Origin of the sequence: Halorubrum sp. SD626R, from assembly GCF_001261915.1 — an archaeon.
In the GTDB taxonomy this organism is placed as follows: Archaea; Halobacteriota; Halobacteria; order Halobacteriales; family Haloferacaceae; genus Halorubrum.
Map to the genome: position 1 here is coordinate 1 of NZ_CVRT01000076.1, position 12,679 is coordinate 12,679.

Genomic DNA, 12,679 nt, shown 5'->3' on the forward strand with positions numbered 1-12,679 from the left:
GTGTACCGCGGCGACTCCTCGAACATCTCGCCGTTGAACACCCAGACGACGAACGAGGCGGCGACGAGCTTCACGAGCAGGAACGGCCACGCGTCGCCCGTGACGGCGACGACCGAGTCCGGGAGGAGCCGCCCGGTCCAGTTCACGATCAGCGCGTTGACGACGTGTTTCGGGACTAGGTTCGCGGTCCCGGTCAGCGCCGGCATCCAGTCGAGCCCGATCACGTTGGCGGCGCCGTCGACCGCGTGGCCCCAGATGATGACGATCCCGGCGACGCCTGTCCCCTGCCGGATCGTCGGCTCGTACGCGGTCGCGAGCTTCCACGTTATCGCGGTCGCGACGCAGGCGACGACCAGGGTCAACGCCGGCACCTGCGGGTAGAACTCCACGTAGTCGGTCGCGGCCGCGAGGTACGAGAGGTAGCCGACAGAGGCCGCGAGCGCGACTGCCCCCATCGCGAACAGCGGCCGGGCGTAGTCGTCGACGATCCCGCGGTTCGCCAGGCCGTACGCCGCGAGGACGCAGGCGAGGGTGAATCCGAACGCGGTGAAGTAGATGAACGGGCTGATCAGCAGCGCGCTCGCGGGGAAGGGGATCAGGGGCTCGACGCCGGCACGGAGCGCGGCGACCCCCGAGTCCTCGACGGTGCGGAGCGCGCCGCCGAGGAGCATGAACGGGAACAGCGCGAAGAAGAACCGCAGCTCCTCGCCGATCTCCAGCCGGCGGAGCAGGAAGACGACGCCGACCAGCATCGCGAGCAGGACGACCACGTAGCTCACGGTCGAGACGGTGGTGTATCCCGGGGACGCGACGACCTCGCCGGCACCGATGGCCGCCTGGCACGCCGACGAGCTCCCGAGCAGCTCCGTGCCGCCGGCGTCCCGAACGGCGCACTGCGCGCCCCGGCCGTCGGCGACGACCGGCCCCCAGAAGTACCGCCAGACGAAGCGGTCGTACACGGCCCGCGGGAAGACGGCCGACCCGACCGCCAGGAGGAGCGCGAACCCGCCGACGACCGCCGCCCACGCCCGCTCCGGTGATAACCCGAACCGCCGATCGACCCGTGTGCTCATGGTTCCCGTTCGTGGTGTTCCCGAGTTTAGCGTTCCGGTCCCGACTCGGCGCTCCGGAGCCGACTCAGATCGGCGGGCCGTCGGCGTCGAAGTCGGTGCCGAGGATGATCATCGTCTGCGAGCGCGAGAACCCGTCCATCTCCGCGATCTCCTCGAACATCAGCTCTCGGAGGCTGTCGGTGTCGGCGGCGACGACCCGCAACATCACGTCCCACTCGCCGGTCGTCAGGTGGATCTCGCTGACGCCGCCGATGTCGCGGAGCCGCTTCAGCGCGTCCTCCTCGCGCCCCTGTTCGACGCGGAGTCCGACGAACGCGCTGACCCCGTAGCCGACCGCCTTGGGATCGACCTCGGCGTGGTACCCCTCGATAACTCCGGCCTCCTCCATCCGCCCCACCCGGTCGTGGACGGTCGCGCTCGACATGTCGATCCGACGCGCGACCTCCGAGAAGGGGGTACGGGCGTCCTCCTGGAGGATCCTGAGTATTTCGCGGTCGGTCTCGTCGAGTTCCATGCTCCCGTTAGGTCGGGGACGGACTTTGCAGTTCCGACGCTTCGAGGCGTTACTCGTCGCATTTCTAACAGCTCTGCCCAGACGCCGCCGAGTTACGACTCGTCCGGCGTCGCGAACGACCCCTCTCGGATCGCCGCTTCGGCCGCCGCGAGCGCCTCGGCGGCGTCGAACGCGTCGACGATCTCCCGGAGTTCGGTCGGGGACGCGTCCGCGAGGTCGCGGGCGTGCGCCGCGACGGTCGGTACCGCGCGGATCAGGTTGTCGATTATCGGGATGTCTGCGGTCCGCGGCGACCGGCTCCCGGGATTGAGGTCGATCACGATCTCCGTCTTCCCCATCGCGTCGAGCGCGGCGGCCCGGTCGCCGTCCTCCAGCGGGACGACGACGATGTCCGCCGCCTCGATCCCGTCGGCGTCGACGACGCCGCGCGCGTGGTCGAGACCGGGGATCTCGCCGTCGCCGGCGAGCCCCTTCACCTCGTCGGCGCCGTGCTCGCGGAGGTGGTCGGCGATGCGCCGGGCGCGCTCGTCGGTGTGGTTGAAGAGGTTCACCTCCAGGTCGGCGTCGACCGCCTCGGCGAGGTCGACCGTCTCCGCGGGCGCGAGGGCGGCGACGTTGCCGTTCACCGAGATCACCGGGCGTTCGGCCGCGAGCAGCGTCGCCGCGGCGGCGCGCGCGGCGCGGTCCGCGCTCGGGAGCGTCCGCTCGCCGAGGAGGTAGTCGAACGCCTCGCCGCGCCCCTGCGCGATCAGCCCCTGCTTCGAGGTGATCCCCGTCTCGACGCCCGCCTCGATCCGGTGGCGCGTCACGAGCGAGGCGTACCGGGGGTGGTCCTCCGGGACCTCCGTCTCCGTCATACCCGAGCGAGGCGGCGCGCCGGCTAAAGTGAACCGTTCGCGGTCGCCGCGCGTGGCCTCGGTATCCACGCGCACAAATGTTAACATGGCTCTCCTCGTAGCTCGACGCGGGATGGACCGCACTGGCAAGTACACGATCGTCGACGCGTGCAACGACCACGGGGCGATCACGCTCCGTGAATACCCGCGCAACGGGACGCTGTACGTCGTCGAGTACGACGACGCCGACGTGGAAGCCGCGCTGTCGGCGCTCGACGCTGGCTCGGTCGTCGAACTCGACCTCCGGCGGGCGGGCCGCCGCGGCAACGCGTGGTGCGCGGAGTCCGCTCGGCCGGTCGATCCGGCGTGACGCGCCGCCGGTCCGTCCGATTCGTTGCCTCGCTTTTTCGCGCCGCTCAGGCCACCCCGACCCGCTCGCGGTACGTCCCGTGCTCGTCCTCGAACACCGCCATGATCTCTCCCATCGTCGCGTACGCCTTGACGGCCGCGACGATCGCGGGCATGGCGTTCTCCCCGGCGTCGACCGCGTCGCGGAGGTCGTCGAGGGCGGCCTCGACCGCGTCGTCCTCGCGCTCCGCCTTCACCGACTTCAGCCGGTCGAGCTGGCGCTCCCGGGTCGCCTCGTCGACGCGGAGCAGGTCGGTCTCCGGGTCCTCCTCGACCCGATATGCGTTGACGCCGACGACCGTCTCCTCGCCCGAGTCCACCCGCTCCTGGTACTCGTAGGAGGCCTCCTGGATCTCGCGGTGGAAGTACCCCTGCTCGATCCCGCGGAGCACGCCGTCGCGGACGGAGCCGTCGCCCATGTCCCGGATCTCCTCGACGTACGCCGTCGCCTCCGCCTCGACCTCGTCCGTGAGCGCCTCCACCGCGAACGAGCCGCCGAGCGGGTCGACGATGTCGGCCGCGCCCGACTCCTCGGCGATGATCTGCTGCGTCCGGAGCGCGACCCGCACGGCCCGCTCGGAGGGGAGCGCGAGCGCCTCGTCGAAGGAGTTGGTGTGGAGGCTCTGCGTCCCGCCGAGCACGCCCGCCAGCGCCTGGAGCGTAACGCGGACGACGTTGTTGAGGGGCTGTTGGGCCGTCAGCGACTGGCCCGCCGTCTGGGTGTGGAACTTGAGCTGTTTCGAGGCGTCGGCCTCGGCGCCGTACCACTCGCCCATGATCCGCGCGTAGATCCGGCGGGCGGCGCGGAACTTCGCGGCCTCCTCGAAGATCGAGTTGTGCGCGTTGAAGAAGAAGGAGAGCTGCGGCGCGAACGCGTCGACGTCGAGCCCGCGGTCGAGGCACGCCTCGACGTACGCGAACCCGTCGGCGAGGGTGAACGCGAGCTCCTGGACCGCCGTCGACCCCGCCTCGCGGATGTGGTACCCCGAGACGGAGATCGGCTTGAATTTCGGCGTCTCCTCGACCGCGAACTCGATGGTGTCCGTCACGAGGTCGAGGGAGGGCTCCGGCGGGATCACCCACTCCTTCTGCGCGATGAACTCCTTGAGCATGTCGTTCTGCAGGGTGCCCCGGAGCTCCTCGCGCGGGACTCCCCGCCGGTCGGCGAGCGCGACGTACATCGCGTAAATCACGGGAGCGCTCGGGTTGATGGTGAAGGAGGTCGACACCTCCGCGAGGTCGATGCCGTCGAAGAGGACCTCCACGTCCCGGAGCGTGTCGACGGCGACGCCCTCCTTGCCGACCTCGCCGAGCGACATCGGGTCGTCGGAGTCGAGCCCCATCAGCGACGGCATGTCGAAGGCGGTCGAGAGGCCGGTCTGTCCCTCGTCGATCAGATAGCGGAACCGCTCGTTGGTCTCCTCCGCGGTGCCGAACCCCGCGAACTGGCGCATCGTCCACGTCCGCCCGCGGTACATCGTCGGGTAGACGCCGCGGGTGTACGGCTCCTCGCCCGGGAAGCCGAGGTCCTCGCCGTAGTCAAGGTCGGCGATGTCCTCGGGGGTGTAGAGGCGGTCGACCTCGCGGTTCGACACCGTCGCGAACCGCTCCGTCCGCTCACCGCGTCGGTCGAGGGACGGGTCGAGCGTCTCCGCCTCCCACGACGCCTTGGCCTCGCGGATCTCGGAGAGCTCCTCGTCGTCGTACATACGCCCGGGTACCCGCCGAACTCGTATAAATATTCATTATATTTTAAAAGGTGCGCGACTCGGACGACGAAACGTCCGACTCGGACGGCAAAGCGTCCGACCTGGACGACGAAACGCCCGAATCGGACCGCGTTACCGCCCGCCGAACAGCCGCTCACGGAGCGACCGCGACGACGGACGTTCCGCGAGCAGCACCGGCGCGTCGAGGCGCTCGATCGCCTCGGACGCCAGCGACTCGCGGACGATCCGCGAGAGGAGCCCCCGCTCGGTCGCGCCGACGATCACGAGGTCGTACCCCTCACCGACGCGCTCGATCGTCTCCTCGACATCGCCAGTCTCGATCCGCAGGTCGGCATCGCCGAGGCCGTGGCCGTCGGCCCAGCCGACGAGGAACGACCGGCCGGTCTCCGTCTCTCCCGGCTCGGCGACGTGCAGCAGCGTGACCCCCGCGCCGGCGACGTCGCGAAGCGCCGCCGCTACCTCGGCGGAGAGGTCCGAAGAGGGCCCGCCGGCGGTCGGCACGAGCACGTTCCCGGGATCCAGCCGCTCCCCGTCGAAGACGAGGAAGTCGCACGGGAGCTCCCGGGCGAGCTCGTCCAGCGACCCCTCCACGCGCCCGCCGGCGAACCGAGCCCCGCCGTACCCCATCACGACGGCGTCGGCGTCGTTCGTCCGCGCGGCGTCGAACACCTCCTCGATCCCGCGGTGCGAGAGGACCGTCTTCGTCTCGATCGGGGCGTCGAAGGCAGCCGCGTCGGCCACGGCGGCGGAGAGCAGCTCGTCGGACGATTCGTCGAGCCGCTCCCTGTTCTCCGCGGCCTTCTCCAGCGACGTCTGGTCGGGGACGGTGACGACGTGTATCGCCAGCACCCGCCCGCCCTCGCGCTCGGCGAGCGCGCCGCCCAGCGCGACGAGCGCCCCCTCGGTCCGCGGGTTCGCGAGCGCGACCAGTACCGTCGGCCCGTCGCCGGTCCCGGTCATGCGTTCGGACCCGGGTCAGCGCTCGGCCGACTCCGCGCGCGGGAGCGCCACGACCGGGACCGGCGCGTCGGTCACGAGCTTCGCCGACAGGTCTCCCGAGAGGAACTGCGCGAGGCGGTTCCCGCCCCGGGGCCGGTAGGCGATCGCGCTCGCGTCTACCTCGCCGGCGGCGTCGAAGATAGCGTCGACCACGTCCCGGGAGTAGGCGGTGTGTTCCCCGGCGTCCGGGAACACCGTCCGCACCCCGGCGTACGACTCGGCGGCGAGCTCCTCCGACTGCTCGACGGGCGTCTTGTCGGGGACGCCGTCGCCCTTCTCGACGACGTGGAGCGCGGTCACTCGGTCGGGGTCGTACGGTTCGAGCGCCCGCGCGGTGGCGAGCGCGTCCTCCTCGTTGGCGACGGGGAGGAGCGCGTGCGCGAGCAGGTTCCGTCCGTGCGTCTCGTCGTGGCCGGTCATACGCCCCCTAACTCCCGCGTCCGTTAAGAAGATACGTTCCCCGCGTCGAGCCGACCCGCGCTTCAGGTCGGTTCGCTACCGCGTGTCGATCCCGGAAATGAACACCGCGAGCACCGGGACGATCTCCAACCGCCCGATCCACATCAGGAAGATCATCAGGAGCTTCGAGGTGTCCGGGAAGAAGAGGTAGCTCCCGAACGGGCCGAGCCGACCGAACCCCGGCCCGATGTTTCCGATGGTCGCGAGCGACGCGCTGATCGACTCCAGCGCGCTCAGCTGGATCCCGACCCGGGCGGTGTCGAGCGCGATGAACACCGCGGAGAGCGCGAACAGCACGGTGTACAGGAGCGTGAACGCCATGATGCCGCGGATGGCGCTCTCGTCGACCACGTTGCCGCCGAGCCGGACCGGCTGTACCACGTCCGGGTGCGCCGAGGTGAACAGCTCCCGGCGGATCGCCTTCCCCACGACGAGCCAGCGGACGATCTTCACGCCACCTCCGGTCGACCCGGCGGAGCCGCCGATGAACATCGTGAACAGCAGCAGGACCTGCGCGTGGGCGTCCCACTGCGCGAAGTCCGCGGTCGCGAACCCGGTGGAGTTCAACAGCGAGCCGATCTGGAACGCGGCCTGCCGGAGCGAGTTCTCGGCGACGCCCTGCGTCGTCCCGCCGAGTTCGATCGGCGGGGCGGCCCCGCGGAACAGGAGCACGGCGAGTACGGCGGTGATGACGGCGAGGGCGCCGGCGTACGCGCGGAACTCCGCGTTCTCCAGCATCACCTCCGCCTCGCCGCGCAGGACGTGCCAGAACAGCGCGAAGTTGACGCCGGCGACGACCATGAACGGGATGACGATCCACTGGACGGCGGCCGAGAACGCGCCGATGCTGTCGGCCTGCGGCGAGAACCCCCCGGTCGGGAGGGTGGAGAAGCCGTGGGCCACCGCGTTGAACAAGTTCATGTTCGGCGCCATCCCGAGCAGGTGGAGCGCGTACAGCAGCGCCGCGAGCAGGACGGTGAAGCCGAAGTAGATCAGCCAGAGCGCCCGGGCCGTCTCGGCGATCTTCGGCGTGAGCTTCTGGAGCTCCGGGCCGGGCGCCTCCGACTCCATCAGCTGGGCGCCGTTGACGGCGACCTCGGGCAGGATGGCGATCATCAGCACGATGATCCCCATCCCGCCGAGCCACTGCGTGAGCTGTCGCCACATCAGGAGGGCGTGGGAGTGTTGGTCCGTGCCGATCTCGCCGAGGACGGTCGCGCCCGTGGTGGTGAACCCGCTCATCGACTCGAACAGCGCGTTGACGATCGACCCCGTGAGCGCGCCGATCGATCCCGTCTGGAGCCCGACGGTCGACGCCGTGTCGTACCCGGCGAGCAGGTACGGGACGGTGCCGATGGCCGCCGCCGCGAGCCACGCGAGCGAGACGAACAGCAGCGCCTCGCGGGGGCCGAGGTCCGGGTCCGGGTCGACCCGCTCGACCGCGAACCCGATCCCGGCGACGAGCGCCATCGAAACGAGGAACACCCAGATGTCTTCGCCGTACGCGACCGCCACAACCAGCGGTACCAGCATCGTGACGGCGAGGTACTTGATCCCGACCCCGAGAAGCCCCACGCTCGCCTTCCAGTTGAGGGCCACCGACATAGTTACTCGATCGATACGGGAGTCGCCCGTTCGCTGTATTAAACTGTCGAAGGGGGGACGGCGCCGGCGACCTCGGCGCGTCGCCGTCGCGGTCGCGTCCAGGGGCTACGGTCTCGACGCCGATCCCAGATTCCGGCCGGTCACGACGTCCAGAACGCCTTCGTGAACAAGACGAGCACCGGGATGATCTCGATCCGGCCGATCCACATCAGGACGATCATCACGGCCCGCGTCGTCATCGGGAACGTCGCGAACGTCCCGTACGGGCCCGCCGCCCCGAACGCCGGGCCGATGTTCAGGAACGTGGTCGCCGCGGCGCCGAGCGCCTCGAACTCGGTGACGCGGACGTCGGCCCGCTCGGCGTCGACGACGATGACGACGGCGAGCAGGAAGAAGATCACGATGCTGAGGAGGAGGTACGCGTAGATGTCGCGGATCGCGCCCTCGTCGATCGACTTCCCCGAGATCCGGACCGGTCGCACCGCCTCGGGGTGGACGGCGGTGAAGAGGTTCCGCTTGAACGACTTCAGCGCCACCAGCCACCGGAGCGACTTGATCGAGCAGGTGGTCGACCCCACCATCCCGCCGATGAACATCCCCATGAACAGCATGTGCTTCGCCGCGGGCGCCCACAGCACGTAGTCGGTGCTGGCGTACCCCGTCGTCGTCACGATCGACGCGACGTTGAACACCGCGTGGCGTATCGTCGCCTCGGTCGTGAAGGCGACGCCGGGGTCCAGGAACAGCCCGACGGCGACGATCGTCGCGAGCGTTCCCATCGCGCCGAGGTAGAAGTGGAACTCCTCGTTCCGCAGCAGGCGCATCGGCTCCCCGTTGATGGCGAAGTAGATGAGGACGAAGCTCGTCGAGCCGATCACCATGAACGGGACCACCGCCCACTGGATCAGCGGGTGGAACGCCCCCACGGAGTCCGGCTCCGGCGAGAAGCCGGCGGTCGCGACCGACGTGAACGCGTGGGCGATCGCGTTGTACAGGTCCATCTGCGGGTCGAACGCCAGCCCGAGCAGGAAGTAGACGGCGACGGCGAGCCCCGTGAGCCCGAAGTAGATCCCCCAGATGAGCTGCGCCGTCTGCGAGATCTTCGGCGTGAGCTTGTTGACGTCCTGGGTCTGCGACTCCGACTCCATCAGCTGCGCCCCGCCGACGCCGATCTCGGAGAGCACCGCGGTCGCGAGGATCAAGATTCCGAGCCCCCCGAGCCACTGGATCACCTGCCGCCACATCATGACGGATTTCGAGTGGACGGAGAAGTCGCGCAACACGGTCGCGCCCGTCGTCGTCAGCCCGCTCATCGACTCGAACATGGCGTTCACCGGGTGCGCGACCGTGCCGACGCCCGCGACGACGAACGGGATCGCGCCGACCGCGGCGACGAGGAACCAGATCAGCGCCACCGCGAGGAACGCCTCCCGCGGTCCGAGGTTCGCCTCCGGATCCCGCACCGACCGGAACGCCGCGCCGAGCGCGAGCGAGACGGCGATCGCCGCGATGAATGGGAGGGGCGACTCGCCGTAGTAGAGGGCGACGAGCAGGGGGAACGCGAGCGGGACCGGGAGGGCCGCGAGGACGTCGCCGGTGAGCTCCACGCTCGCCCGCCAGCCGACGCGGATTCTGGTGCTCACGACGGCCTCACGCCATCGAAGTGATCGCGCTCACGGAGTCCGACTCCACGAACAGGATGACGTGGTCTCCCGGTTGCAGGACGGTGTCGCCCCGCGGCGTGACGAGCTCGCGGCCGCGGGTGATCGCGCCGATGACGAACCGCGCGTCGCTCTCGGCGACGATCTCCGAGATCGGTCGCCCGACGAGCCCGCACCCCTCGGTGAGTTCGAGTTCGAGGACCTCCGCCTGGTCGTTCTCCAGCACCGCGATGTTCTCCGCGACGCTCTCGTAGGTGAACCGGGTGATCTCCTCGGCGGTCACGGTGCGGGGGTTGATCGCGATGTCGATCCCGATCTCCTCGAAGACCGTGACGTAGTCGGGGCTGTCGACCACCGCGATCACGCGGTCGACGCCGAGCCGCTTGGCGAGCACGGAGATGAGGAGGTTCTTCTCGTCGGAGCGGAGCGCGGTGACGACGATGTCGGCCTCGTCGACGTGCTCGCGCGTGAGGAACTCGGTATCGGTCGCGTCGTGTTCCATCACGACGGTGTTCGGGAGGTTCTCGGCGAGCCAGCGCGCGCGGTCGGGGTCCTGCTCGATCAGCCGCGGTTTGAACTCGCGCTCCTCCAACAGCCGCGCGGTCTGGTAGCCGATCTCGCTGCCGCCGACGACGACGATCTCGTCGGCGCGGTCGGGGGTCGTCTCGGGCGCCACGTCGGTCGCGAACGCCTGGACGCTCTCGGGGCTCCCGATCACCACCGCGCGGTCTTTGACTCTGATGTCCGTGTCGCCCCGCGGGACGATCATCTCGCCGTCGCGGAACAGCCCCGCGAACGTGAGCGACTCGAAGCGGTCGGCCTCCGAGACGGTCTGTCCCGCCACGGGGCTCCCCTCGGCGATCTCGAACTCGGCCATCTGGACCAGCCCGCTCGCGAACGGGTCGACGTCGATCGCGGCCGGAAGCCCGATGACGCGGACGATGTTCTGCGCGGTCAGCAGGTCGGTACACACCATGAAGTCGACGCCGAAGGCGCCCTCGTTGCCCTCCCACGTCCGGAGGAAGTCGGTGCTCTTCACGCGGGCGATCGTGAACCCGTCGCCGAGCGTCTTCGCGGTCCCGCAGGCGACGAGGTTGGTCTGATCGTTGTCGGTGCAGGCGATGACCATGTCCGCGCGGCCGACCTCCGCCGCCGTCTGGATCTCGGAGGTGGTGCCGTCGCCGGCGATCGTGAGCACGTCGAGCTCGTACTTCAGCTGTTCCGCGCGGTCCGGGTCGACGTCGACGACGACGACCTCGTGGTCCGACGCGAGGCTCGAAGCGATGCTCGTCCCGACCTCGCCCGCCCCGATGACGACCACGTGCATGGGCACACCCAGTTACCGAACCCTGAAGTTCGTTACTATCGCCGCACGAGCGAGGCCGCCGCGGCGGCCTCGGATTACGACTCTCCGCCGGCGCCGCCCCCTTCCCCGCCGAACGACGAGGGGTCCGTCCACTCGTTCCGCCCGGAGACGGTCCGCTGCGGGAACGGGATCGAGATGCCCTCCTCGTCGAACCGCCGCTTGACCGCCTTCACGTAGTCCGCGCGGGCCTTCACGAAGTCGGCCCGCGACGGGTCGTCGATCCAGATCCGCGACTGCAGCCCGACGTAGGAGTCGGCGAGCTCGGTCAGCCGCACCGACGGCGCGGGGTCGTCGAGGATCGCGTCGCTCTTCTCGGCCTCCTCGACGATGATGTCGGTCGCCTTCTCCACGTCGTCCTCGTAGTCGATCCCGAAGACGAACTTCAGCCGGAGCGTCCCCTTCGCGACCGGGTTCTTCACGACGTCGCTCGTCAGTGCGTTGTTCGGCACCGTGAGCAGCTCGTTGTCGAACGTGCGGACGCGGGTGACACGGAAGGAGATGTCCTCGACGATCCCGGAGTTCCCCTGCCACTCGATCCAGTCGCCGATGCGGAACGGCTTGTCCGTGTAGATGAATACCCCCGCGACAAAGTTCTTGATCACGTCCTGGAGGGCGAAGCCGATCGCGAGCGTTGCCGCGGCCGCGACCGTCGCCAGCGAGCGCAGGAATCCCTGGTAGCCCGCCGCGCCGAACGCGACCGTGACGCCCGCGAACAGCACGAGGAACGCGACGATCTTCTGGAGCGGGCGCCGCGCGTGCTCGTCGAGCCCCTGCCTGTCGAACACCCGCCGGACGAGCGGCGCGATGACCGATTTATACAAGAGATACGTCGCGACGACGACGGCGAGGAAGATCGCGGCGTCGACGGCGAGGTCGGTCGCCGGACCGAGGTACGGCTCCAGCGTCCCCGCGATTGCGACGACCCCGCCCGTACCGCCCGCGGCGCTCATCAGTGGAGCACCGCCGTGTTCCCGCGCGTCTCGACGAGTTCGGCATCCGCGGCATCGGCGAGGTCGGCCGCGAGTTCGTCGGTCGTGGTCCCGCCCCGCGCCGCCCGGAGGAACTTCACCTTCACGAGCTTGGCGTCGTCGAGCTGGTCGGCCGTCTCGTCGACGACGGCGTCGACGCCCTTCTTGCCGACCCAGACGGTGACATCGAGGTCGTGCGCTTCCTTGCGAAGCTGTTGGTCGCTCATACCCCGTTCACTCGGTCGCGGCAGTTGAAGCTTGAGGTTCGCGGGCGGCGCCGCGGTCAGCGCTCGGTGACGCCCTCGGCGTCCATCCGGCTGACCTCCTCTTCGAGCCACTCGCGGATCCACTTCACGCGCTTGATGCGCTGGTGCGCGATGCCCTCGGCGGTGTCGGAGACGACGCGCTCGGTGTGGTCGTGCGCGCGCTGGAGCACGCGGTCGACCATCTTCGCGGCGTCCATGTGCGTGCGTGACTCGTACCCCATCCGCAGCAGCATCAGCACGGCGCCGTTGGCGCCGACCTTGTCCAGCAGGTCGGCCTCCATCAGACACCGGCTCTCCAGCGGCACGTCCGCGAGGTCGCCCGTGTACGAGTGATCCGCGACCGCCCCGCACACCTCTTCGATGAACGACTCGGGGTAGTCGCCGCGGCTCTGCAGGTACTCGCGGGCGACGCGGGCGCCGGCCTCGGCGTGGACGTCCTGTTCCGCCTCCAGCTTCGCGACGTCGTGGAACACCGCGGCGACCCGGACCACGTCGACGTCGGCGCCCTCCGCCTCCGCGATCTCGGTCGCGAGGTCGACGACGTTGACGATGTGGTTGAACCGGTAGTCCGCGGAGTGCCACGGGTACCACCGCATCCGACCGCCGTCCTCCTCGCTCTCGACGCTGGCCGCGAGGTAGTCCCGCACGAACCCCTTCATCTCCTCGAAGTCCTCGTCGCTCACCTCCGTTTCCTTAATCTCGACGCCCACGGGGACCACCTCGGGCGAAAAACTCGTGATTCATTACCGTAACCGAGGAGCGTTTCGTTCTTAGTCGTTACGACGGACGGCGAT

Annotated in this window: 13 protein-coding genes; 1 reads left to right on the plus strand and 12 read right to left on the minus strand. The window is 69.5% G+C overall.

Annotated elements, in window-relative coordinates:
* From SD626R_RS08020 to SD626R_RS08030, 3 genes are all read right to left on the minus strand, one after another.
* A partial coding sequence (locus SD626R_RS08020) for a DUF63 family protein (protein WP_092565481.1) occupies nt 1-1,073 on the minus strand: 1,073 nt, incomplete at its 3' end.
* 64 nt (nt 1,074-1,137) lie between these two features.
* Entirely contained in the window at nt 1,138-1,587 is a 450-nt protein-coding gene (locus SD626R_RS08025) for an Lrp/AsnC family transcriptional regulator (RefSeq protein ID WP_092565483.1), read from the minus strand.
* A gap of 92 nt (nt 1,588-1,679) precedes the next feature.
* Nucleotides 1,680-2,444 (minus strand): phosphopantothenate/pantothenate synthetase, encoded by a 765-nt coding sequence (locus SD626R_RS08030; protein ID WP_092565485.1) that lies wholly within the window; start codon nt 2,442-2,444, stop codon nt 1,680-1,682.
* Between the two features lie 112 nt (nt 2,445-2,556).
* On the opposite strand from SD626R_RS08030, the gene SD626R_RS08035 reads away from it, so the two are divergent.
* Entirely contained in the window at nt 2,557-2,793 is a 237-nt protein-coding gene (locus SD626R_RS08035) for a DUF7999 family protein (RefSeq protein ID WP_092565487.1), read from the plus strand.
* Nucleotides 2,794-2,839: 46 nt separating this feature from the next.
* On the opposite strand, the gene SD626R_RS08040 is transcribed toward SD626R_RS08035, so the two are convergent.
* The 9 genes from SD626R_RS08040 to SD626R_RS08080 all read right to left on the minus strand — a co-directional run bounded on the left by SD626R_RS08040 (nt 2,840) and on the right by SD626R_RS08080 (nt 12,604).
* Complete coding sequence (locus SD626R_RS08040) at nt 2,840-4,540, minus strand: acyl-CoA mutase large subunit family protein (protein ID WP_092565489.1); 1,701 nt, start codon at nt 4,538-4,540, stop codon at nt 2,840-2,842.
* A gap of 132 nt (nt 4,541-4,672) precedes the next feature.
* Complete coding sequence (locus SD626R_RS08045) at nt 4,673-5,521, minus strand: universal stress protein (protein WP_092565491.1); 849 nt, start codon at nt 5,519-5,521, stop codon at nt 4,673-4,675.
* Between the two features lie 15 nt (nt 5,522-5,536).
* Nucleotides 5,537-5,980, minus strand: a complete 444-nt coding sequence (locus tag SD626R_RS08050; protein ID WP_092565493.1) for a universal stress protein — start codon at nt 5,978-5,980, stop codon at nt 5,537-5,539.
* 75 nt (nt 5,981-6,055) lie between these two features.
* Nucleotides 6,056-7,624 (minus strand): TrkH family potassium uptake protein, encoded by a 1,569-nt coding sequence (locus SD626R_RS08055; RefSeq protein WP_092565495.1) that lies wholly within the window; start codon nt 7,622-7,624, stop codon nt 6,056-6,058.
* Between the two features lie 140 nt (nt 7,625-7,764).
* Nucleotides 7,765-9,267: a TrkH family potassium uptake protein gene (locus SD626R_RS08060; RefSeq protein WP_092565497.1), complete on the minus strand. Its 1,503-nt coding sequence runs from the start codon at nt 9,265-9,267 to the stop codon at nt 7,765-7,767.
* 7 nt (nt 9,268-9,274) lie between these two features.
* Nucleotides 9,275-10,612, minus strand: coding sequence for a Trk system potassium transporter TrkA (gene trkA, locus SD626R_RS08065; RefSeq protein WP_092565499.1), 1,338 nt, complete (start codon nt 10,610-10,612; stop codon nt 9,275-9,277).
* Nucleotides 10,613-10,686: 74 nt separating this feature from the next.
* Entirely contained in the window at nt 10,687-11,601 is a 915-nt protein-coding gene (locus tag SD626R_RS08070; protein WP_092565501.1) for a mechanosensitive ion channel family protein, read from the minus strand.
* Complete coding sequence (locus SD626R_RS08075) at nt 11,601-11,846, minus strand: YhbY family RNA-binding protein (protein WP_092565503.1); 246 nt, start codon at nt 11,844-11,846, stop codon at nt 11,601-11,603. Before SD626R_RS08075 ends, SD626R_RS08070 begins: the two co-directional genes overlap by 1 nt.
* A 56-nt stretch (nt 11,847-11,902) precedes the next feature.
* On the minus strand, nt 11,903-12,604 hold the full coding sequence (locus SD626R_RS08080; RefSeq protein WP_092565505.1) for an HD domain-containing protein: 702 nt from the start codon (nt 12,602-12,604) through the stop codon (nt 11,903-11,905).
* Nucleotides 12,605-12,679 lie beyond the last annotated feature (75 nt).

Bases quoted from the DNA above. Each gene is read 5' to 3' on its own strand.
- SD626R_RS08055 (WP_092565495.1), bottom strand. From the start codon at position 7,624: ATGTCGGTGGCCCTCAACTGGAAGGCGAGCGTGGGGCTTCTCGGGGTC.
- SD626R_RS08030 (WP_092565485.1), bottom strand. From the start codon at position 2,444: ATGACGGAGACGGAGGTCCCGGAGGACCACCCCCGGTACGCCTCGCTC.
- SD626R_RS08050 (WP_092565493.1), bottom strand. From the start codon at position 5,980: ATGACCGGCCACGACGAGACGCACGGACGGAACCTGCTCGCGCACGCG.
- SD626R_RS08075 (WP_092565503.1), bottom strand. From the start codon at position 11,846: ATGAGCGACCAACAGCTTCGCAAGGAAGCGCACGACCTCGATGTCACC.
- trkA (WP_092565499.1), bottom strand. From the start codon at position 10,612: ATGCACGTGGTCGTCATCGGGGCGGGCGAGGTCGGGACGAGCATCGCT.
- SD626R_RS08045 (WP_092565491.1), bottom strand. From the start codon at position 5,521: ATGACCGGGACCGGCGACGGGCCGACGGTACTGGTCGCGCTCGCGAAC.
- SD626R_RS08035 (WP_092565487.1), top strand. From the start codon at position 2,557: ATGGACCGCACTGGCAAGTACACGATCGTCGACGCGTGCAACGACCAC.
- SD626R_RS08025 (WP_092565483.1), bottom strand. From the start codon at position 1,587: ATGGAACTCGACGAGACCGACCGCGAAATACTCAGGATCCTCCAGGAG.
- SD626R_RS08070 (WP_092565501.1), bottom strand. From the start codon at position 11,601: ATGAGCGCCGCGGGCGGTACGGGCGGGGTCGTCGCAATCGCGGGGACG.
- SD626R_RS08040 (WP_092565489.1), bottom strand. From the start codon at position 4,540: ATGTACGACGACGAGGAGCTCTCCGAGATCCGCGAGGCCAAGGCGTCG.